Origin of the sequence: Lentzea roselyniae (assembly GCF_039537795.1) — a bacterium.
Lineage (GTDB): Bacteria > Actinomycetota > Actinomycetes > Mycobacteriales > Pseudonocardiaceae > Lentzea > Lentzea atacamensis.
The window spans coordinates 1-21,232 of record NZ_BAABBE010000034.1 but is presented as its reverse complement, the minus strand read 5'-3'; the positions used below and the strand labels follow the sequence as shown (position 1 = coordinate 21,232).

The window sequence follows — 21,232 nt, the reverse complement described above, 5'->3', positions numbered from 1 at the left end:
AGCCGGATGGATACGACATCCCTGCGACATCGCTGCGGCAAGCGTGAGCTGGTGTGAACGGTGGCTGGACGGTCTGCTGTGGTTCGTCCAGGCACGACAGATCTCCAGCTGATGCAAGGAATTCCGCAATGCCGAAAAGGTTCTCCACGGCGCGAGGCCGTGAGTTCGGTGATGGACTGCGAGCGGCCATCGCAGGCGCCGGTCTCTCTTCGCGTGCAGCGGCCGAGCTCGCGGACTGGGACGAGGCCAGGCTCTCGGAACTGGTGAACGGCAAGGGCGGCTCCAGCGAAGTCGAACTGGCTCTCCTGCTCGGCATCTGCCGCACCAAGCCTGCCGAACGCGATCACCTCATGGAACTCTTTCCGGAGACACACATCAAGGGCTGGTGGCAGGAGCATGGAACGTGTGAGCCTGTACGTCTTCGTACGTTCGTCGAAAACCTGGCCGTGGCCAAGACACTGATCAGCTGGCAGACGCACATAGTGCCGGATCTCCTACAGACCGACGCCTACAGGCGTGCGGTGATCACGGCCTCCGCCAACGTGTCTGTCGGTGAGTTGGAGGAGCGGGTGAAGGCCGGGCTGGAAATGCAGCAGGCCCTCCTCCGGCCAGGTCTGCAGAGCACCTTCTTCCTCCACGAATTCGCGTTGCGACTGCCGGTCGGTGGCCACGACGTCCATGCTGAGCAGGTGCACCACCTGCTGCGGACGGCGGTGCGTTCGAACATCACGATTCGGATCGTGCCCGCGGCGATCGGGGCGCACGCGGGCATGCGCGGGCCGTTCACCCAGCTGACCTTCGCCAAGTACGAGCCACTGGTGTGTCTGAGGAACGAGAACTCCACCCTCTTCGTCGAGGAGAAGGCTGCGATCAAGGGCTACGAGGCGGTTGTCCGTTCCCTCGACCACATCAGCCTGGACGCAGAGCGGTCGAGGGCTGTGATAGCCCGCCTTGGAGAAGCGCTGTCGGCCGGCGGCTGCGCGAACGAGGGACATGACTGGTTGGCGTCACAAGATGATTCGGCTCACACGCAAGGCGAATCCTCATGACCCGCTTGGGAATCGGTGGAGCTGAAGGGCCGCAGACCGAGTTCGAAGCTGCCGCACAGTCCTATCAGGACGATCACCGCTGGACCGTAGGCGTGTACGGCTCAGGTGTCTGGCTCGTCGTCGGACGTGAAGTCGAAGCCCTCGACATGCCAAAAGAACTCGGCATTCGCGCGTGGAATCTGCTGGATCGGTCGGTCCCTGTTTTCGAGGCGCCCGACGACCACGGCGTTCGTTGGACGTTCATCACGACGCCGCACACCGGGCCGACACTTCCGGAACTGGCCGTGCGAGGTGTCGACCACATCCGGTCCGGCCGATCGGTCGACCTACCGCCCAGCAGGTTCGGACAGCACCAGTTGCGCTGGATCACCGGGCTGTTCGCAGCGCCGACACCGAGTTTCACCGCGGTGGCCGACGCTGTGCTCCGAGCAGCGCAGAGCTGACGGGAACGTTCGGGAGCTAGGCCGAACTGGCCGACCAGGCCAACGACCACGACACATGCCGCAGCCACCCGCTGACCCAGCCATGTGGCCGCAGCTCTTCGTCACCCGGACCGCCGAACTGGTGCTCGACATGGTGTCCACGCGCTTGCGGGCCAGACGTTGCAGGGCGCTCAGTTTGTGCCGTAGATAGGCGACGTGGTGGTCGGGGAACACCCCGGCCACCACGTCGTCATCACGCTGCCGCCCGAACGCTGGGCGATCTACTGGTCGCTCCAGTCACCGATCACCGGCGGTGCGACCATCTCGTCGCTACCGAAGGTCTCGTCCGGGTCCGGTTCCAGCAGATACGACGGCGTGGTCCGCTCGAGATCCTCCTCGCCCTTGCCCTTCGCGCCACCGGCTCCCATGGCACCCATCGCGCCGGCGGCCGCGCCGCCGCGGCCACTCGCGGCACCACCGGCACCCGAGCCACCACGACCCGCCGCACCATCACCGGGCAACACACCCGCCGACCCACCGGGACCGAACCCCTTGGCAGCGTTGGGATTGCCGACTCCGGTACCGCCAGGCACGCGTCCGCCGCCTGTGCCGGTGCTGGTGCCGCCGCGGACGGCACCCGTACCGCCGGGTCCGCCGCTCCGGCCGACACCCTTGTCACCGGGTCCGGTGCCAGGCAGGAATCCAGGGTTGAGTCCACCGCCGCGGTTGTTGTTGCCATCGCCGAGTTGGTTGCCGCCCAGACCGAGGTTGTTCTGGCCACCGCCCAGACCGCTGGTGTTGGTGGTGTTCCCACCGGTGTTGGTGACCGGCGGCGCCGACCACGCCGTGTTGGTCGTGTCGCCGACCTGCGGCGGTGGCGTGAGCCCGCGGCCGTTCGAGTCACCAGTGCCGATCGGGGGCCGCGGCTGGGGCTCGGGTTGAGGCTGGGGCTGTGGTGCCGGGGGAGCGGGCGCGAACGCGGGCTGGGCCGCCGCGGTCTGCGTCACCGTGCGGTCGTAGGTCTCCACCGCACGCGCCGCGTCCTCGTGCTGCTTCTTCTGCTCCTGGAAGGCAGCTGCGTCGGCAGCTGCCTGCTGGACGTAGAGGATCGGGTCGGTGATCGCCATCCGCCTGGCGTTCGCCGCCGCGGGGTCGTAGGGAACGGCAGGTGGCGGCGGCACCGTGGACTTCGCGGTGCTCAACGCCCGCGACTGCTGAGTGATCAGCGTGCCCGCGAGTTGGGCCGCCGTCCCGGCCTCGGAAGCCTTGTTGCCCAGACCAGCGACCGCGGTGCGGGCTTGGTCGGCGGCCTTGCCGCTCCAGTCGGCCTCGCTGCTGCCGATCGCGCGGGCGATCCGGTCCTGGAACGCGGTGAGCTTGTTGCCGATCTGGGTGTAGGTGTCGCCAGCAGCGCCCACCGTGCCAGGATCGACGCCGTTGTTGACCATCTCGTGCAGCTGCTGGTGCGGGATTCCGAGGTAGTGCACGCCGGGTGCGGCCGGGGCCTGCCGGGTCGACACGCCCTGGTTGCGCAGGCTCACGGCCTGCCCGTCCAACAGGTCGTCGACCTGGCCGTTGCCCTGCACCACGGCCATCAAGGCCCCCATGATCGGTCCGTGCGTCGCAAGATTCAGCGCAGTGACCTGCTCATGGATCTGCTGACCGGTCTGTACCTCGCCATGACGCTGCAGCCCGTACCGCGAATAGACGTCACCAGACTGACCGCGCGGCCCCTCGTTCATTCCCGTACCCCTTCAACCCACAGTCAGGACAAGCGCTTTACGGCAACTTCGGGTCAACCAGTTCCGCCAGCTTCAACGCCACTGGGCACGAATCCTCGTTCGGTCGCCCGAGCGCTGAGACATCGACCCGTGATGATGGTGAGACATCGAGGGCGATGATGCAGACGCCGGAGCCGTCACCGCTGACTTTCTTCGCCTTGCGATTCCCCTTCCCCACGGTCAGGTCAGCAATCTGGCCACCGTCGGGCTTTACCTGCTCCAAACCGAGATTCGCGCGGACGCTCACGTCGAAATTGCCCTCGCCTGGTTTGCGCCACTTGCACACGTCTGCGGTTCCGACCTTCTCCCGCTTCGGCGTTCCCGAGGCGCCCAGTTCGGATGCTTCGCTGCTGGTCAACAAGCTGCAGGGGTCCGTCTCAGCCAGGGACGCAGTGTCCTTGCCGACGCTGGTGGAGGTTGTGGTCGTCTCTGTCGCAGGACGTGGCGTTCCGGTGGATGGTCCATCCGAGCAGGCGCTGAGAGCGATCGCAGCGCTTGCTGCCAGAGCGATCATGACAAAGCGAGATGTCACTGCATTCCTTCAGTCGTCACGCGGCGGGTCCGCCGGCCTTCTTGATGCCTTGCTGGCTGCTCTCGTCTGTCGACTTGTAGGCCGCCATGGCCTTCTCGACTTCGGTCCTGAACTCGAGGGCTTCCTCACGCAGCTTCGTCAGCACCGGAATCAGGCCCTGATGCGGATCGGTCGCGACTGTCGCTTGGTACGGCTTGTAGACCTGAGCTGCTGGGGTCGTCCCGAGTGGCAGCTCCTGACCCAGGCGCCTCGCATCAGCCAGGTGTTCGCCAAGCTCGTCGTACAAGTCTGTGGCCGCGCTGATCAAGGCTTGGCCGCCGGACTCATTGATGGCCCAGCCGCCACTGGCACCGACGGCCTTCAGGCTGTCCAGCGCGTCGCCGAAACCGGTCACGCTCGACCAGATGTCAGTCACAACCGCCCCTCCCCGACTGGTGCTCCAACGTTAGCAAGTCGTCGCTCACCGTGTCCGGTGATTCCGACGCGTAACCAGCGGCGTCAGTTCCATTACGACACCGACCTCACAATGTGAGTGAGGTGCCGGTCGAGCGCGGCGAGATCAGCGGGCGTGTATGTCGCCTGAAGCCGTCCATCGGGAGTGGTGCTGTTGAGCACGGCAAAGCGGCCGGTTTGTGTGTCCAGCCAGTTCATCGTCACCGGAGCGCTCTGCCGGGTGTTGCGGCCGCGGACAGTGACGAGGAAGTCGCCACCGCCCAGCCGGGGGTGCCGCAGGATGTCCTCCGCCACCGCTCGCTGCGCTGCCGGCGAGTGCCCGGCCGTTCGCACGGTCGAGGTGAACGTGAACTCGGAGAAGTCCTCCTCGACCCGTCGCCGCCCAGTCGGTGCGGCTTTGGCAGTCACAGTGACCGAGGTGCCTGGGCCTGCGGATTGAGGCGGCAACAGCCCGACGAGCCTGCGGATGACCGAGTCAGGTTGCGTCAGTTCGAACCGCAACGCCTCGCCCTGCTGCACTGCCAGTACGCCGACGTGGTTGTCGATCACCGCGAGGGCGAGGTGCTGTTCCTGGTCAGTGACACCGCGCATGGCGATGGCGACCCGCCCACGCGCGTACACGTTCAGCGCCTGTACAAGCTCTGGGGCGAAGTTGTCACCTCGGATCAACCCGCGTGCGATGAGGTCATCCTGCGCGGCCTGCCCCAACCTCAGCCGCTCCTCTGCTTCGACGGCGAAGTGCGGAATTGAGAACGGAAACTGCCGCACGTCGAGCCGTAGCGCCACTCCCAGCACATCGAGTTCGATGAACGAGCAGACGATCTCCCCTGACACGTGGATCTTCCCTCCCCGAGCACACCGCTCCCACGGTGCGCGACCGGCGGTCATACTGCCAGTCGACCTGCGGTCTACGGAGCGTTACAGAAGGAGTTGCCCTGTTTGAGGGGTTGATCACTACGTTCCGTGAGTAGATCGCGTTCTGGGTGGCGTCAGCGAGTAGGTAGAAGCACGCAATTCCGGGTGAAGAGCATGCATGCCCACCACCTGTCATGATTCGCTCGCTGTGAGTGAGGGGTGGAGGGCATGTACGGGAACCCGGACGAGCTGGACCGGATCGCGAGCGACATCGAGAAACGCGCTGATGGCGTGCGAGATCGCGCCAAGAAACTCGACGACGACGCCCGGAGGATGGAGTGGCATTCGGTCGCGGCCGAGCGCTGCCGGGAGACGGTCGGCGGGGACAAGCGGCAGCTGAAGAAGGCCGCGGACGGACTGACCGAGGCAGCCGCGCTGCTGCGTCGGCACGCGCAGGAAGTGCGTGAGCTGATCGCGATGATCAAGAAGATCTCCGAGGCCGTGGTCGGCTGGTTCACCAGTGCGATCGACAGGTTCAACCGTGCGGTCGACGCGTTCAACCAGGCGGCGAGGGATTTCGCGAACGGTGTCGCTGACGTGTTGGGGTTCGGTGGTAGCCAGCCGCCGTCGCCTCCGCAGCCGCCGTGGACGGGCTGGAAGTGGGGGCCGGACAACCTGCCGCCCGCTGGCGACAAGGCGTGGCTCGAGGTCGGCGAGTACCTGCGCGGGCACGGGGTGCCCGCGTGACCCCGGCACCGCACCGGCTGGTGCTGACCGCGGGCGAGTTGGCGTATCTGGTCGAGCGCACGAGTGTCGAGCTGCCGCCGGCGTGGATGCCGTCTGCCGACATCGGTCCTGCCGAGGCGGGGCTGATCAAGAAGCGGGTGGTCGACGGCGTGGGTGGCGAGGTTCACCGGTCGGTGGTGAAGAACCTGGAGATCCTGGCGTTGCCGATGGTCATGCTGGACACGGTCGCCGCGATCGGCGACAAGGGACTGCACAGCATGCACGCGATCTCCGGCCCTTTGGGTGCGTCGCTGTTCGAGCTGGGCGACGGCGCGGTGGAGATGTCGATGTTCGCCTCGGCAGACCTGGGCAAGGAGCTGATCCGAGCGGTTCCACCGGAGGATGCGGATATCGAATCCAGTGTTGAGTCCCGCCTGGGCGGGGCAGGACCAGAACCGACCCCGTTGCGAGGGCGGCTGCCGCTGTCGGCGCTGCAGGAGATGGGCGCCGCCAGGCTGTTCCGCGACGCCGACCCCGGCGGTCCAGCCGCCGTTGTCGCCGCACTGAGCTTGTCCGGCAGTGAGGCCGCGCTCGCTCAGCAAGTGGCCACCGAGACCGACGGGGGTTTGCGGTGTCTTGTCGTCGGCCGCAACGGTATGACGTCTCAGGTCAGCTGGGTGCACACCGACGGTGGCTGGAGCGGTCTCGAACCGGAGCCGGACGGTTCGGGGCGTCGGATGGTGCGACTGGAACCAGCCGCTCGTGAGGATCTGGGCACGTGGGTCGCCCCGGCAGTGGCAGGAGCTCTGTGATGCGCGACAACCCGGTGACGCCCAGCGGTCCGGCGGGACGGGAAATCGACATTGCCCCGGTCACCGACATTCAGATCAGCGGTGGCGCCGGCGGGTTCCGGGCCAAGGGCGAGGACCTCGTGGCGATGAGCGCCCTCACCGGTGAAGTCGCCGATGACATGCTCAAGACCGCGTTGGCCGGGCACAAGTTCCTCGCCGAGCCGGACGTGCTCGCCTCGGCTCTGCTGAATCCGTCCGGAGTGGCGAAGTTCGAGGCTGCCATGGCCATAGCGCTCGATGGGCCCAACGGTCTCACCGCCACCTCCGCAGCCATCAGCCTGCGCGGTGACGCCTTGCGTGCCACGAAGCTGGCCTACGAGGCTGCCGATGAGCTGGCCGCCAGGGGTCTCGACGCGTCCCGTTGGATGGCGGGTTTGGCGGTCGCTTCGGTGCCGGGCGGCACGGTCGCCACCGCGCTGGGAGCGGGCACCGCAATCGCCGCCGATGTGTACGCCAACTACGACGGTGACTGGGAAAAGTGGCTGGTCGATCACCCTGGCATGGTCGACACGCTGATCGGCATGTCTCCCGGCATGCTGTCCTCGCTCGGTGTGCCCGTTGATCTGGCCACCACGTTGGATCTGCTGGCCGCGACCTACGCGGACGGCACGGCGGACGTCACCGCTCTCGAACCTTTGCCTGACTCCGGGCCGCACAGCTTGCGCGACATCATGCTGGGTCTCGACGAACGCAACGACCCGCATGACGACTCAGACGAGAGCAACATCGATGTGCGAGTCATCAAGGACGCGAATGGGAACGTGACCGGTTACGTGGTCGACATCCCCGGCACCAAGGACTGGAACTCGCCATGGGATCCCAAGAGCGCCAACGATACAGGCGTCAACATCGACGCCATGGCAGGGAACAACACCGTGCTGCAAATGGGGATCGAGAGGGCGCTGCGTGAGGCCGGTGCACAGGGCAGTGGCGTGCCGGTGATGCTGGTCGGCCACAGCCAGGGCGGCATCGTCGCCGCCCAATCGACCAACGACCTCATCTCAGGTGGATACAACGTGACGCACGTGATCACCGCCGGCTCACCTGTCGGCCGGATCGACATTCCCGACAACGTGCAGATGCTGTCGCTGGAGAACAAGAACGACATCGTTCCCCGCCTCGATGCCAGTGATAACCCGAACACCGCGAACCGCACGACGGTCACCTTCGAGAACCAGACCGGCACCGTCGGCGGTAATCACGGAATCGGCGGCTACCGCCACGACGAAGACAACCCGGACAAGCCGCGAGTCGACCAGAACTACGTCGCGGTGGCGAAGCAGCTTGATGAGGGCTCGGATCCGTCGGTGCGCCGGTTCATGGACAGTACGGGCGCATTCACCCGGGGCAGCGGGCTGGAGTCGCAGTTGCTGCGTTACCGGGTGGCGAGAGAGGGCGTGAAATGAGTGCGGTTGTGCGGCTGATAGGCCTGGTTGTACTCATGGTCGGGCTGCTGACCGGGTGCAATGTCCTCGCGCAGTACTACGAGGACGTCGACAACGTCGGGAAGAAGATCGTGGCGGACTGGAAGGAACTGCCCGAAGTCTCCGACGCCAAGTACGACTACATGCACGGCGTCGACTCGGGGCAGCGGTTGACCCTCGAAGTCGTCATCCGCGCGGAGTCGGTCTCGGACGAGGTCATCGACAAGCTGAAGGACATCGCGACCCGCGACTACTGGCAGAGCACGGCGTATGACCGCGACGGCGTGTCATTGCGATTCGCCGCTTACTCATCGGACAACCCGCCTACTGAGGATGTGACGGGCCCCGACAGGGCGATACACCGAGACCGTCTCGGTGTTCCTGAGAAAGTCGGGTTGGAGAAGTACGGGCCGAGGCCGACGAAGTGAGGGGACGATGACTCCGGATGAATGGCTGGCCGACTTCGAGGCCAAGACCGCGGAACTGCAGCGCAACGCGGTCGCGTTCCGCCGCAACCTGGAGATGGCGGGACAGACCGTCACCTCCGAGGACAAGGCGTTGACCGTGACGGTGGCGCCGAACGGTGCTCTGCTCGATCTCAAGATCGCACAGAACCCCGAGCTCGCCGTGAAGCTCATGGAGTTGGTGCGGCAGGCGAGGGAAGGCGCCGCGGCCAACGTGCTCGGCGAGTTCCGGAACGCGGTCGGCGGACAGGCAGGACAGCTCGACACCGATGTGTCGGTGCCGGCGTTCGGCACTCCTGAACCGCGGAAGCCTATGCCGAGGCCGGTCGAGGACGATGACTTCAGTGATAACTCGATTTACCGGCGACCGTAGTGGTTGCGTAGCGGGCGTCCCAGTACCACCGCGAACCGCACGACGGTCACGTCGGAACCAAGATCGATCAGAGTTCGGATCCGTCCGCTCGAAGGTTTCGCAGCCGCGCAGCGTCTTACTGGAGGCGAACCGGGTTGGCGCCGAGCCACTTTCTGCGGACGGCGATCACGATGGCGGCGGTGAGGACGCCGTAGAGCTTGCCCAGCACCTGCCCAGGCAGGAAGCTCAGCGAGCCGAAAGCGATGAGCAGGAACAGCACGGAATCTGCGATGAGCCCTGCCAGGCCGCCCACGAACACAGCGGTAGCCCAGCGCGGCGCCAGCCAGGTGAACACAACGAAGTCGATCAGCTCTGAGACCAGGAACGCGGCAGCGGACGCGGTTGCCACAGTTGGATCTGCGATGAAGTAGGACAAGACGGCGGCCACAGTCAGAGCTGCCAAGGCGGCACGCTTCCCTAGGCTCCACTGCACGAGGTCCCTCAATGTCAGAGTGACACCGACCGCGTAGACGCCCGCGGGTGCGAGCAGTCCGAAACCGACTGGAACGATGCCGATGTACGTGATCGCCCAGTTCGCGGCGAGGATCGATGCCAGGTAGGCAAACAGGGCAGCCATGCCGACGAAGGGGCGACGAGTAGTGGCGGTCGAGGTGTCCGCGGCGACGGAGGTCATTAGTACTTCTCTCTGTTATTGCAGGTGAGGGTGGCGTGAGCGCTGCCCAGTGGCAGGACGAGCCTCAATATGTGCGAGCGCAGGTCGGTCAGATTGCCGGCAGGATGTTGCCGTGTGATCAACTCCGGCACCCTAGGTACAACCTTGATGGCCACCGCACGAGACACGTGAGGTGGATGGTGCGTTGGACTCGGCCCCATAGGCTACGACCTGGCCGTCGCAGAGTTGAACGAGTGCTTGTGCGAGCAGGCTCTCGGACTTGAGCACGTACCCGGCCGGGTACTCCTGACCGCGAACTGGCCGGGCCCGCTGTGGACAAGACCGACAACAGATGCGTCCTCGCTTGTCGCAGCCTGCCTACGTGACCTCAGCATCCTCGATGAACAGGCGCAGCTGTGGGGGCATGCGATCGCTCTGCTGCTGCACCATGTCGGAAGTAGATCATCCGTCGTCGGGCGCCACAGCTTGCCCTGCCAGCAGCTCCGGGTGGGCTATCGAACACGGATCAATGATCGCAACTCGGCTGGTTGCACGTTAGTAGGCCGATTTCGATCGGCGGGGATCAGGGAAGCCGAGGCTGATGTAACCGGGTGCGCGTTTGGACAGTGAGGAAGCCAGGACGCCGGTGTTGATGTCGTGGTAGTCGTGGACTTCTGCGGTGGTTTTGCCTGGGTGCGCGCGCAGAACGCGTCCCACGTACTGGACCAGGCGACCCTTGAACGCGATGGGCGCGGCCAGAAACAGCGTGTCCAGGACGGGGCAGTCGAATCCCTCACCGACGAATGGTCCTGTGGCGACGACGAGAAGTGGCGGTCCGTCTGCGGACGTTTGCAGCCGGGCGAGGGCGTCCCTGCGGGTTTTGGTGCTCATGCCGCCGCGCAGTACGACCGGGTTGAGAGACTGCTCGCGGAACTCGTTGGCCAGGTTCTCGACGTGGGTGGTCCACTGGGTGAGTACCAGACAGTGTCTGCCGCGTTTCAGTGCCGCGGTCACGTCGTCGACAACCTGGATTGTCCGGGCCTGGTCGGCGACGAGTTCGCGGTAGATGGCTGCCATTCCGCCAGGTTTCGTGGGGTCGGCGTCACCGAGGTAGCGGAACGCGGTGTCGTGCACGTGAAGCACGGGCGTCGGCGGCTGTGCAGCGTTGTCGAACTCGAGTTGGGGCGCGTTGTCGTTGGTGGTGGGAGTGGCTTGTGCGATGGTGTGGCGGACTGGGCCGAGTTGCAGTGCGATCAGGTCGTCGAGCTTGTCACGGCGGTATGGGGTGGCGGTCAGCCCGAGCCAGCGGCGTACCGGGATTTGTTTGATGGCGTGTTCGAACGCCGCTGCGGGGACGTGGTGGCACTCGTCCACGACCACCAGTCCGTAGCCGCTGGTGAGCTGCTCGAGGTCGGTTTTCCTGGCCAGCGTCTGCAGCATCGCGACGTCGACGACGCCGCGGGTCTTTCTGCGACCGCCGCCGAGTTGGCCGGCCTTGACGCCGAGCAGGTCGCCGATGCGCGTGCGCCATTGGTCGGCGAGGGCTTTGCGGTCGACGAGTACGAGAGTGGACGTTGCATGGGTTGCGATCAGTGCGCAGGCGATGACGGTCTTGCCGGCTCCAGGTGGCGCGACCAGTACACCGAGATCATGTTCGTGGAGGGCGTTCACGGCCTTTTGCTGTGCGGAGGTCAGCGTGGCGGTGAACGTGAACTCCTGCGTCTCTCCGGCTGGCCGTTCGTCGGTCACTTCCAGACGGCTGCCTGCCTGCTCGACCAGTGATGCCACCGTGTCTGCCAGGCCCCGCGGCACGATAAGTCCGCCATCCAGCGTTTCGTCGTAGCTGCGCAGGAACCGCGGGGTATCCCATGTGGACATTCGCAGGCGCTGACGCTCGTAGAACAGCGGGTTCGTCATCGATGCCGCGTGTTTCAGCGTCGCGTGCAACGCAGGGGTCAGCTCGTCCGACTCCACACGGATCCCAGAGCTGAGCCGGGCGTGCACGATCGGGGACGCGGCGACCCGGATCCTCGTCGAGACGGGCGCATTGAGCTGGTCGATGCTCGCGCCGACGGTGACTTGACCGGCGCGGCGAGCGACCCGGCTGACCTCGGCTGGGCTCATCCGTCCGAGCGATGAAAGGAACGCCCATTGGTCTTCGTGAGGTTCCATCGTGGCCAGGTCGAGGAACACCGTTGCTCCGTCCTGGCGGGCCTTGCCGTGCAGGGGCGCGGCGATCAGGTTTCCTACGCCGCCTGCCGGTAGTACGTCCTGTGAAGGGAACAATCGGTCGTAGCTGGCCAAGTCCATGCGGCCGCGTACCGCCATCGCCTCCCGCAGCAGGGCGGTGCCGAGGCGGCGGGCGGTCTCGGCGGGTATGGGAGCGGTGAAGAACATCCACGCATGTGCTCCGACGCCGGAACGTGACACTTCCAGTGCTGCTGGCACTGACCACGTCCGGGCGGCCTTCAGATACGCCAGGGCGTCCAGCATCGCCGCTTGCCCGTCGAAGTCGGCCGCCAGCCACCAGCACAGATCACTGTCCAGTAGCGGATACAGCCCGACATGCGCGGCACCGGTCAGATGGTCGCGCAGAACCCCTTTGTCGAGCGGAAGGTAGTCGCGGTCCTGGTGTCGAACTCCTTTGCGCCAGCCGCCACGCACCGCCGGCAGCCATCCAGCCTTGCCGGTACGCGTGTTCTCCCACCGGGTGGCATAGATGTCGGTCCGGGCGGCGAACAGGGCGGCGAAGAAGTCCACCTTCGTCTCCGGTGCTGACTGTCGGTAGACAGGGCCGGGAGGTGCTTCGAAGAAACCGGTCTGAGCGGGGCCGGGTGGCGCCGCCTGTTTCGGTGTCAGCTCCAGCAACCGCAACAAGCGCGCGTTCTCCGACTGCAGTTGTGCGGTGAGAGCGCGCAGGCTCTCGAGTTCCTCTGCGAGGCCCGCTGCCTCTGCTGACCAGAGATCGTCATCCACGACCGATCAGATCCTGGCCCGGTCGAGGCGGTCGATGAGGCTGGGTTTGCGTGCATGGGCGTGGCGCAATGCCATGCTGCGCAGGGTGAAGGTGTCGAACCGGTCGTCGCGTTCGGCCAAGGCCTGGAGATCGCTGAGTAACGCTACGGCGGCGTCGTAGTCGGCGGGCTTTCGGGTTGCGATCAGCACCTCGACCTTTGCCCAGGCGGCTTCTTCGTCGTGGGACAGGTCGTCCAGTCGCTTCTGGCGAACAAGGTTCCGTGCGTGTTCTCGGCGGGCTTCCTCCTCGGCGTGTTGTGCGGCTTCCTTGCGCTGCTGGTCGGCACGCCTGCGCCAGGCGCTGTCCAGGAGATCGGCCACGGTCCGGCGGCCGGGTGCGGCGACCGCCGGGGCGATGATGCTGCGGAATCGGCGCAGTATTTCGGTTCGCGCGGTTGCGGCACGTCCTTGGGCGACGTGCAGCAGTAGCCGGTCCTTCTCGCCGGCGGGCAGATCCGCCAGCCAGTTCGCGAGCTGCTCGGGATCTTCGGCACGATCGGGGAGCGATGGGCTTGCCTCGGCTGCCACCGCGAGCAGGTCGTCGTCGAGGCGGAGGAAACCAGCCAGCGCGTGCTGTGACGCGGTGAGCGTCCGCAGGCCAGGAGGCACCGGCGGTTCGAGTTCCTCGTTCTCGTCCTGGTCGAAAGCATCTTCGTCGTCCTCCCAGGTGCCATAGCCGGCCAACCAGACCAGGTAGAGCGCCCGGTGATCGCCGCCAGCGAGTTCGTCGCGGATGCCGACGATGGACGACAGGGACACCTCGGGGTCGTAGTCCCAGTCGCCGGACTCGTCCTCGCTGGTCATGCTGAGGACGAGGTGCTGGCCGGCGGTCCAGGCCGTGACCTGGTCGCTGACGCAGTACTGCTCAGCGACTTCCAGGTCGAGCAGGCCGCAGGGCAGGCGGAGCATGATCCGCCAGGTGCCCCAGTTGGCCAGGTAGAGATGCGCGTCGTAGTGGCGCTCCATCAGTCGGCTTGGATCGCCGCGGAAGTCGCCCCAGTGGTACTCGTTGACAAAGCTTGTCGCGGTGATTCGCGCGCGGGTGGAAAGCGAGCGCACCTCGGCCTGCGCTTGTGCGTCGAGGGGCTGGTCGATGGCAATGAACTCGTAGTACTGGTATTCGCTCAACGTCGATCCTCGAATGGTGCGGCGTGGAAGCCCGAGTCGTCGCCCAGGTGAATGAACAGGTGTCCGGTCAGGGAGCCGTTCTCCGCCAGTGCGGCCCAGCCGCGTCCGCTGACCTGGTCGCCCTCGTCGTGGCCTTCCCAGCTGAACTCGACGAAGGGGCGGCCGTCGCGCTCGGTCCACCGGCAGTCCATCCAGCCGCGGATGGCGACGAAGCCGAACTCGCCGGTGCTGTTCCTGGCGAATTTGATGAACCCTGGCTCGGTGAGGTCGACGGCGTCCTGGTCCCAGTTCGTCATCTTCACGATCCGCCATCGGCCGCTCGGTCTCTTCACGAACTCTCCCCTCGCGGTCGTAGTCAAATGGTCAGGCTAGTCACACCGTTGTACTACGGAGCGTAACGATCTTGTGCTTGAGGTCGACATGCGTCATCGATGGGTTGTCCCGGTTCTGTCGGTGCTTTCCCCTACCCTCGAGAAGGCGGACGCCGTTGCAGGCGGAAGGCAGGTGTCGTGGAGTTCGAGGATCTCGAATCGCTGCGCAAGAACAGCCCTGCCTGGAAACTTCTGCTCGCGGACAACGCGCCGTTCATACTCAGCTTTCTGGGCAAGGTGTTCGTCGAGGACAACGTTCGGTCCATCTCGCGCGGAGAGCTGGCCGGCAGGCTGGAGGATGAGCTCCACGCACTGAACGAGCGGCTCGACCACCGGTTCCCGAAGTCGGCTGGCGCGTATCTGGACGACTGGTCTGCCCCGGATAAGGGATGGTTGCGCAAGTACTACCCAGTTGCTGCCGATGAGGCGCACTACGACGCGACATCAGCTGTCGAGAAGGCCTTGGCGTGGGTCGAAACCCTCCACGCCCGGTCGTTCGTCGGCACCGAATCGCGCCTGAACACTGTGTTCGAGCTGCTCCGGCAAATGGTGTTCGGTGCGGAGACCGACCCCGAGGTCAGGCTGGCTGAACTACGTCGTCGCCGCCACGAGATCGATGTCGAAATCGCACGGGTCGAGCGCGGGGACTTCGCGGTGCTCGACTCGCCGGCCCAGAAGGATCGCTACCAGCAGTTTGCGGCGATCGCGCGGGAGCTGCTCGCCGACTTCCGCGAGGTCGAGGCCAACTTCCGGGCCCTGGATCGTGATCTGCGGGAACGGATCGCGTCCTGGGACGGTGCCAAGGGCGCCCTGCTCGACGAGGTGCTGGGGAGTCGCAACAGCATCGCCGACTCCGATCAAGGCAAGAGTTTCCAGGCGTTCTACGACTTTCTGCTTTCCCACGAGAAGCAGACAGAGCTGAGCGAGCTGCTCGAACGCGTGCAGGCACTCGATGCCATCGGGGAAGCCGACCCGAGGATGCGGCACATCCACTACGACTGGATGGACGCGGCGGAACGTACGCAGGCGACGGTCCGGCTGCTGTCCGAGCAGTTGCGTAGGTTTCTCGACGATCAGGTGTGGTTGGAGAACCGCCGGGTCATGGACATTCTGCGCAGCATCGAGTCGAACGCACTCAAGGTGCGGGAACAAGTCAATGTGGATCTCGTGATCGAGGTCGAGGGGATTGCTCCGGTAGTGGCGCTGCCGATGGAACGCCCGCTGTACACGCCACCGGAGAAGGTCGCGTTGAACAGCGCCGACATCGTCGCCGCGGACGAGGACATCGACTCCTCGCTGCTGTTCGAGCAGGTCTATGTCGACCCGGAACGACTGAGCGAGGGGGTTCGCCGGGTGTTGCGCACGCGGGACCAGATCGGTCTCGCCGAGGTTCTTGACAGGCAGCCACTGGAGCAGGGGTTGACCGAGCTGGTGACGTACCTGTCGTTGAGCGATCCGTCGTTCCGCGTGGTGTTCGACGAGCAGGTGCGGGAACGGGTGCACTGGCGCGATCTCGACGGTGTCGAACGAATGGCCACCATTCCTCGGGTCACGTTCACGCAGATGCTGACCGGCGAGGTGGAGGGGGCATGACATCCGCTGCCAAGGATGAACTCGATCTGTCGTTGGCCGTGACGCAACTGGTCAAGGGAGTGGTTTACCGCGATACGCATGAGAAGGCGTGGCAGCACCTTCTCCCGCTGCAGGCACAGGTGCGCGACTACGTCGGTGTCATGGGGCTAACGGTGGTCATCGATGAGGCTGAGGGGTATGCGTTTCTGCGGTCGAAACCCGATGTGGACGACGAGGACGCCGCTGTTCCCCGGCTGATCCCACGGCGGGCGTTGTCGTTCGCGGTCAGCCTGTTGCTGGCCCTGTTGCGCAAGAAGCTTGCCGAGTTCGACGCGGGCAACAGCGACACGAGGCTGATCCTCACCCGTGACCAGATAGTGGAGATGGTGCGGCTGTTCATGCCGGAGAGCAGCAACGAGGCGAGGCTGGTCGACCAGATCGACGCTCAGGTCAACAAGGTTGTCGACTTGGGTTTCCTGCGCAGGATCAAGGGGCAGGACGCGACGTTCGAAGTACGGCGGATCTTGAAGGCGTTCGTCGACGGGCAGTGGCTCTCGGAGTTCGACCAGCGCCTCGCCGAGTACGCGCGCCAGCTCGGAGGGGAGGACCGGTGAGCGAGGAGGTCACCGAGCTGGCCGGTTACCGGCTCGACCGGCTCGAGGTCTACAACTGGGGCACGTTCGACCAGCGCGTGTGGGCCCTCGGCGTGCGCGGCGAGAACGCCTTGCTGACCGGCGACATCGGTTCGGGGAAGTCGACGGTCGTGGACGCGATCACGACCCTGTTGCTGCCGGCGCACCGCATCTCGTACAACAAGGCGGCAGGCGCCGAGGCCAGGGAACGCAGCCTGCGGTCGTACGTTCTCGGTTACCACAAGTCGGAACGCAGTGAGGCGACCGGCGCGTCCAGGCCGGTGGGTCTGCGTGACCGCCGCTCGTTCTCGGTCATCCTGGGCGTGTTCACCAACGTCGGCTACGACTCCACGGTCACGCTCGCTCAGGTGTTCTGGTTCGCCAGCGCCAGCGAAGGGCAGCCAAATCGCTTCTTCGTGACCGCGGACCGGGATCTGACGATCGCCGGGGACTTCACGGACTTCGGCGGCGACATCGCGTCGCTCAAGCGGCGGCTGCGTCGCGGCGGCGCCAGTACCCACGATCACTTCCCCCAGTACAGCAAGGACTTTCGGCGACGACTGGACATCCCGTCCGAGCAGGCGATGGAGCTGTTCCATCAGACCGTGTCGATGAAGTCTGTCGGCAATCTCAACGACTTCGTCCGCAGCCACATGCTGGAGCCCTTCGACGCGGCCGACTGGACCAAGCGGCTGGTCGATCACTTCGAGGACCTGACGAAGGCACATGACGCGGTGCGCAAGGCACGCGAGCAGCTCGCCGAGCTTCGCCCGCTGCTCGCCGAGTGCGACGTGTACGACCAGCTCGCGACCGAGATCAAGTCGCTCAAGGAGCAGCGCGAAGCGCTGCCGTTCTACTTCGCGGACCGCAAGTCCTACCTGCTTCGCGACCGGATCGCCACGCTGACGTCGGATCTCGGCGGCCGCAAGGGCGAGCTCGACGCGGTCAAGGGTCGGCTCGACTCGTTGCGCGGCAAGGAGATCGAGCTGAAGGTGGCGCGGGCTGGGTTCGGTGGCGGCAGGCTGGCGGAGATCGAGAAACAACTCAGGACCGACTCCGCGGAGCGGGACCGCCGTCAGGACCGGTCCGGCCGCTTTCACCAGCTGCTGGCCGATGCCGGCCTGCGGCCGGTCGAGTCCGCTGAGCAGTTCTCCGGCCGGCAACGCGACATCGTCGGCGCGGCGAGCGCTCTCGAACACGACCAGGCCGAGCTGCAGAACGGGCTCACCGAGCTCGGCGTGCGACTCAACACCCTGGAGATCGAGGCAAAGGAGCTCAACGAAGAACTGGTCAGCCTGCGGGACCGGCGCAGCAACATCCCGAAGCGCAGCCTGGACCTGCGCGGCCAGCTCTGCGACGAACTGAGGGTCGACGAGGAGGAGTTGCCCTTCGCCGGTGAGCTCATCCAGGTCCGCGCCGACTGCGCGGAGTGGGAGGGGGCCGCGGAGCGGCTGCTGCACGGTTTCGGCCTATCCCTGCTCGTGTCCAGCGAGCACTACACCGCTGCGTCGAACTGGATCAACGGCCACAACCTGGGCACGCGGCTGGTCTATTACCGCGTGCCCGATCGCCTCGGTCGCGAGACTGACACGGTCGCCGGTGACCGTACGCTCGCCACCAAGCTGGAGATCAAGGAATCTCCTTTCACGGCATGGCTGGAACGGGAACTGAGGCATCGGGCCGACTGCGAGTGCGTCGACACCATGGACGAGTTCCGCCGCGCCGCCAAGGCGATCACGCGTGAAGGCCAGATCAAGGGTGCGCGGGGCTGGCACGAGAAGAACGACACCCGGCGCATCGACGACCGGCGCACCTACGTTCTCGGCTGGAGCAACGAGCAGAAGATCGATGCCCTGCTTGATCAGGCGGGCAAGGTGCAGAACGAGCGAAACGCTCTTCTGAGCAGGAAACAAGGCCTGAGTGAGGACTTCCGCAGGACCAGCGAGCGGCAGGGCACGCTGGCGAAGCTCACCGAGTTCGGCTCGTACGCCGAGATCGACTGGCAAACAGTGGTCAACGGCATCACGGCGCTCACTACCGAGAAGCACCGCCTCGAGCAGTCATCCGACGAGCTGCAGCGGGTGACGACGGAACTTGAACACGTCGCGTCGGACATCAAGTCCGCGGAGAAGGACCAGGAGTCGCTGACGACCAGGATCGGCAGTCTCTCCCGAGATCGGGAGGAAGCCGAGACGGGGCTCCGCGCGGTCGAGCAGATGCTCGCGGATCCCGCGTATCCACGGGCTCAGGAGATCTTCGACGCCGTCGCACGGCACCTGGAGTCTGCGGACCCGCGGTCATCGGCGGACTGCGACCGTTGTCAGGACGAGGTGAACAGAAAACTCACCAAACTGGTGGAGTACTGGACGGGTGAGCAGACCAAGGCGGGCAACAAGGCGATCGCCAAGATGAGTGCCTTCCGCAAGAAGTACCCACGGGAGACAGAAGAAGCCGACGACTCGATGCACTCGGCCGGTGAGTACCGGGCGTTCCACGACCGCCTCGTCAACGACGACCTGCCCAGGTTCGAGACAGACTTCAAGACCTACCTCAACACCAACACCATCCGCGACATCGCCGGGTTCAACTCCCAGCTGAACAAACAGGTCGACCTGATCAAGCGACGTGTCGAGACCATCAACGAGTCGCTGGTCGGCATCGACTACAACCCCGGCCGGTACATCCGGCTGGATCTGCAGCCCACGATCAACGTCGAGATCCGTGACTTCCGCACTGAACTGCGAGACTGCACAACCGGCACGCTTGGCGGTGACGAGTCGGATCAGTACTCGGAGCAGAAGTTCCTGCAGGTCAAGAAGATCATTGAGCGGTTCAAGGGACGTGAGGGCCAGACCGAGACAGATCGGGCGTGGACGAAACGTGTCACAGACGTCCGCAACTGGTTCATGTTCTCAGCCTCCGAACGCTGGCACTCCGACGACTCGGAGCACGAGAATTACACCGACTCGGGCGGGAAGTCGGGAGGGCAGAAGGAGAAGCTCGCCTACACGATCCTGGCGGCATCGCTCGCGTACCAGTTCAAACTCGACCACGGCCGAGGGAAGTCGAAGACCTTCCGCTTCGTCGTGATCGACGAGGCGTTCGGTCGCGGCTCCGACGAGTCGACCCGGTTCGCGTTGAACCTGTTCGCACAGCTGGGACTTCAGCTGCTGATCGTCACGCCACTGCAGAAGATCCATGTGATCGAGCCACACGTGTCCGCGGTGGGCTTCGTGGACAACAAGACCGGTAGCTACTCGCGCCTGCAGAGCCTCACGATCGAGGAGTACAAGCAGCGGCAACTAGCGCACGCGATGCAAGACACGCCTGAGCGAGGCGACTGATGGCGGCGCCGCGGACCTGGTCGACACCGACCGACGTGGTGAACAGGTTGAAGCGCCGTTGGGACAACGGCGATTTCCTGAGGATGTTCGCTGCCGGCGAGGAGTGGGTCCCGCTCGGAATCCCGTTGCGCAGCCCCACCGCCAGTGACCTGTCCACGCGATTCGGCGAAGTTCAGGAGTGGGTCTCCCAGTGGCGCGAGGTCGATCAGCGCCTGCTGCGAGTCGAGACGAAGACCGTGGGCGGCAGGATCATCGGCACGAACGAGTTGCCGGGCCGGGTCTGGATCGACTCCTACGACCAGCTCTGGTCGCTGCTGCGCCGCACATCGGACGTGCGGCGCTTCACCGAACTCCTACATGCGACACAGACACTGGCGCCCGGACCTGCCGGATGGATGATCGCAAAACCCCTTGAGGCGCTCAGTTTCGACCGTGTCTGGGACAAACTGATCACGACTGTGCTCTGGATCGACAACCACGCGACCCGCGACATGTACGTCCGCCAGGTCGACGTTCCCGGTGTCGACACCAAGTTCATCGAAGGCCACCGCAAGATCCTCGGCCTCCTGTTGGACCACCATCTCCCGGCACATCGGATCGATCCTGCTTATCCGCACTCGGAGTTCACCAGCCGATATCGCTTTCGCAGGAAACCCGGCTACGTGCGGTTTCGTTGGCTCGGCAGCCACGAGGGGTTCAGTGAACTGGCCGTCCGCGTCGACGAACTCGCCACGAGACCTCTCCCGGTCTCGACGGTGTTCGTGGTGGAGAACGATGTCACGTACCTGGCGTTCCCGCCGGTAGAGGATTCCGTTGTGGTCTTCGGGGGCGGGTACGCGCTGTCCCAACTTGAACCGCTGAGCTGGTTGTCGGAGCGGGAACTGGTGTACTGGGGCGACATCGACACCCACGGGTTCGCCATCCTGGATCGGCTGCGGGCCAAGTTCGGGCACGTTCGCTCGATGCTGATGGACCGGGCGACACTGCTGGCCCACGAGGATCAGTGGGTGCGCGAAAGCGCCCCGGTCAACGCACACCTCAGGTCGCTACATCCAGACGAGGCCACGCTGTACAACGATCTTGTCGAAGACGCGCTCGGTACCGCCGTCCGTCTCGAACAGGAACGTGTGTCCTACTCAGCGCTCCAAGGCGCGACACGGTGACACAGCTCCGCTGATGCGCCTCACTAGCCACACGATGGCCTGAACCCTGGAAGCGACACGCTGGCGACATGTCACCAAATCGGGTGATTCCTCATCATTTTGGCTCCGAACAGGGCGATTAGGGGGTGTCGGGGGACCAACCCAGTACGGAAAGGGATCACCGCAAATGCAAGATCGTGCTCTGTCCTGCCTCGATGTCGTCGAGCGGCGTTTCGCCGAGCTGACCACCTTCCCCAATGCCCTTGCTCTCGACGGTGTGCGACTCGGTTGCGGACTTCCGTCGCGGCTTGAGCCGCTCGACGAGATTCGCGTGTTGTTGCTCAAGCGGCAGACCACTTGGGTGACCAAGGACGCGGTGTGGAAGGAGCTCGTTCGGCGAGCCCACAAGGAACCGGAACCATGGATCATGGCGGCCGCTGGGATGA

General features: G+C 65.2%; 19 protein-coding genes and 1 pseudogene. 12 read left to right on the top strand and 8 right to left on the bottom strand.

What is annotated here, in order from left to right; all coding sequences use genetic code 11:
• The first annotated feature begins 128 nt into the window (after positions 1–128).
• Both ABFX45_RS38485 and ABFX45_RS38480 read left to right on the top strand, forming a co-directional pair.
• On the top strand, positions 129–1,049 hold the full coding sequence (locus ABFX45_RS38485; RefSeq protein ID WP_346135662.1) for a helix-turn-helix domain-containing protein: 921 nt from the start codon (positions 129–131) through the stop codon (positions 1,047–1,049).
• Positions 1,046–1,492: a hypothetical protein gene (locus ABFX45_RS38480; protein ID WP_346135660.1), complete on the top strand. Its 447-nt coding sequence runs from the start codon at positions 1,046–1,048 to the stop codon at positions 1,490–1,492. The genes ABFX45_RS38485 and ABFX45_RS38480 overlap by 4 nt, the downstream gene beginning before the upstream one ends.
• A gap of 260 nt (positions 1,493–1,752) precedes the next feature.
• On the opposite strand, the gene ABFX45_RS38475 is transcribed toward ABFX45_RS38480, so the two are convergent.
• From ABFX45_RS38475 to ABFX45_RS38460, 4 genes are all read right to left on the bottom strand, one after another.
• A complete protein-coding gene (locus ABFX45_RS38475) occupies positions 1,753–3,078 on the bottom strand; it encodes a hypothetical protein (RefSeq protein ID WP_346135659.1) in 1,326 nt (441 codons plus the stop codon).
• A gap of 172 nt (positions 3,079–3,250) precedes the next feature.
• Complete coding sequence (locus ABFX45_RS38470) at positions 3,251–3,766, bottom strand: DUF3558 family protein (protein ID WP_346135657.1); 516 nt, start codon at positions 3,764–3,766, stop codon at positions 3,251–3,253.
• 34 nt (positions 3,767–3,800) lie between these two features.
• Positions 3,801–4,199: a hypothetical protein gene (locus tag ABFX45_RS38465; RefSeq protein WP_346135655.1), complete on the bottom strand. Its 399-nt coding sequence runs from the start codon at positions 4,197–4,199 to the stop codon at positions 3,801–3,803.
• A 92-nt stretch (positions 4,200–4,291) separates the two neighbouring features.
• Positions 4,292–5,071, bottom strand: a complete 780-nt coding sequence (locus ABFX45_RS38460) for an ESX secretion-associated protein EspG (RefSeq protein ID WP_346135653.1) — start codon at positions 5,069–5,071, stop codon at positions 4,292–4,294.
• Between the two features lie 249 nt (positions 5,072–5,320).
• Here ABFX45_RS38460 and ABFX45_RS38455 point away from each other — a divergent pair, with 249 nt between their 5' ends.
• The 5 genes from ABFX45_RS38455 to ABFX45_RS38435 are packed head-to-tail and all read left to right on the top strand — an operon-like array spanning position 5,321 to position 8,930.
• Complete coding sequence (locus ABFX45_RS38455) at positions 5,321–5,839, top strand: BAR domain-containing protein (protein WP_346135651.1); 519 nt, start codon at positions 5,321–5,323, stop codon at positions 5,837–5,839.
• Positions 5,836–6,630, top strand: a complete 795-nt coding sequence (locus tag ABFX45_RS38450) for a hypothetical protein (RefSeq protein ID WP_346135649.1) — start codon at positions 5,836–5,838, stop codon at positions 6,628–6,630. The genes ABFX45_RS38455 and ABFX45_RS38450 overlap by 4 nt, the downstream gene beginning before the upstream one ends.
• The gene (locus tag ABFX45_RS38445; protein ID WP_346135647.1) at positions 6,630–8,075 is read left to right on the top strand and encodes a lipase family protein; all 1,446 of its coding nucleotides are present in this window, start codon (positions 6,630–6,632) and stop codon (positions 8,073–8,075) included. The genes ABFX45_RS38450 and ABFX45_RS38445 overlap by 1 nt, the downstream gene beginning before the upstream one ends.
• Positions 8,072–8,521 carry a hypothetical protein gene (locus ABFX45_RS38440; protein ID WP_346135645.1) on the top strand — a complete coding sequence of 150 codons (450 nt, stop codon included), beginning with the start codon at positions 8,072–8,074 and terminating at the stop codon, positions 8,519–8,521. The genes ABFX45_RS38445 and ABFX45_RS38440 overlap by 4 nt, the downstream gene beginning before the upstream one ends.
• A gap of 7 nt (positions 8,522–8,528) precedes the next feature.
• Positions 8,529–8,930 carry a hypothetical protein gene (locus ABFX45_RS38435; protein ID WP_346135643.1) on the top strand — a complete coding sequence of 134 codons (402 nt, stop codon included), beginning with the start codon at positions 8,529–8,531 and terminating at the stop codon, positions 8,928–8,930.
• A 115-nt stretch (positions 8,931–9,045) separates the two neighbouring features.
• Here the strand turns inward: ABFX45_RS38435 and ABFX45_RS38430 are convergent, their stop codons facing one another.
• The 4 genes from ABFX45_RS38430 to ABFX45_RS38415 all read right to left on the bottom strand — a co-directional run bounded on the left by ABFX45_RS38430 (position 9,046) and on the right by ABFX45_RS38415 (position 14,057).
• Positions 9,046–9,603: a VUT family protein gene (locus ABFX45_RS38430; RefSeq protein ID WP_346135641.1), complete on the bottom strand. Its 558-nt coding sequence runs from the start codon at positions 9,601–9,603 to the stop codon at positions 9,046–9,048.
• 534 nt (positions 9,604–10,137) lie between these two features.
• Positions 10,138–12,558 (bottom strand): TOTE conflict system archaeo-eukaryotic primase domain-containing protein, encoded by a 2,421-nt coding sequence (locus tag ABFX45_RS38425; RefSeq protein ID WP_346135639.1) that lies wholly within the window; start codon positions 12,556–12,558, stop codon positions 10,138–10,140.
• Positions 12,559–12,564: 6 nt separating this feature from the next.
• The gene (locus ABFX45_RS38420; RefSeq protein ID WP_346135637.1) at positions 12,565–13,725 is read right to left on the bottom strand and encodes a hypothetical protein; all 1,161 of its coding nucleotides are present in this window, start codon (positions 13,723–13,725) and stop codon (positions 12,565–12,567) included.
• Entirely contained in the window at positions 13,722–14,057 is a 336-nt protein-coding gene (locus tag ABFX45_RS38415) for a hypothetical protein (RefSeq protein ID WP_090015017.1), read from the bottom strand. The genes ABFX45_RS38420 and ABFX45_RS38415 overlap by 4 nt, the downstream gene beginning before the upstream one ends.
• Positions 14,058–14,234: 177 nt before the next feature.
• Between ABFX45_RS38415 and ABFX45_RS38410 the strand changes: the two genes are divergently transcribed.
• The 5 genes and pseudogenes from ABFX45_RS38410 to ABFX45_RS38390 all read left to right on the top strand — a co-directional run.
• The gene (locus ABFX45_RS38410; protein WP_346135635.1) at positions 14,235–15,689 is read left to right on the top strand and encodes a DUF3375 domain-containing protein; all 1,455 of its coding nucleotides are present in this window, start codon (positions 14,235–14,237) and stop codon (positions 15,687–15,689) included.
• Positions 15,686–16,282 (top strand): DUF4194 domain-containing protein, encoded by a 597-nt coding sequence (locus ABFX45_RS38405; protein ID WP_346135633.1) that lies wholly within the window; start codon positions 15,686–15,688, stop codon positions 16,280–16,282. Before ABFX45_RS38410 ends, ABFX45_RS38405 begins: the two co-directional genes overlap by 4 nt.
• The gene (locus ABFX45_RS38400) at positions 16,279–19,644 is read left to right on the top strand and encodes an ATP-binding protein (protein WP_346135631.1); all 3,366 of its coding nucleotides are present in this window, start codon (positions 16,279–16,281) and stop codon (positions 19,642–19,644) included. The genes ABFX45_RS38405 and ABFX45_RS38400 overlap by 4 nt, the downstream gene beginning before the upstream one ends.
• Positions 19,644–20,807 carry a DUF3322 domain-containing protein gene (locus ABFX45_RS38395; RefSeq protein ID WP_346135629.1) on the top strand — a complete coding sequence of 388 codons (1,164 nt, stop codon included), beginning with the start codon at positions 19,644–19,646 and terminating at the stop codon, positions 20,805–20,807. Before ABFX45_RS38400 ends, ABFX45_RS38395 begins: the two co-directional genes overlap by 1 nt.
• A gap of 166 nt (positions 20,808–20,973) precedes the next feature.
• A pseudogene (locus ABFX45_RS38390) lies at positions 20,974–21,232 on the top strand (hypothetical protein); the annotation flags it as partial.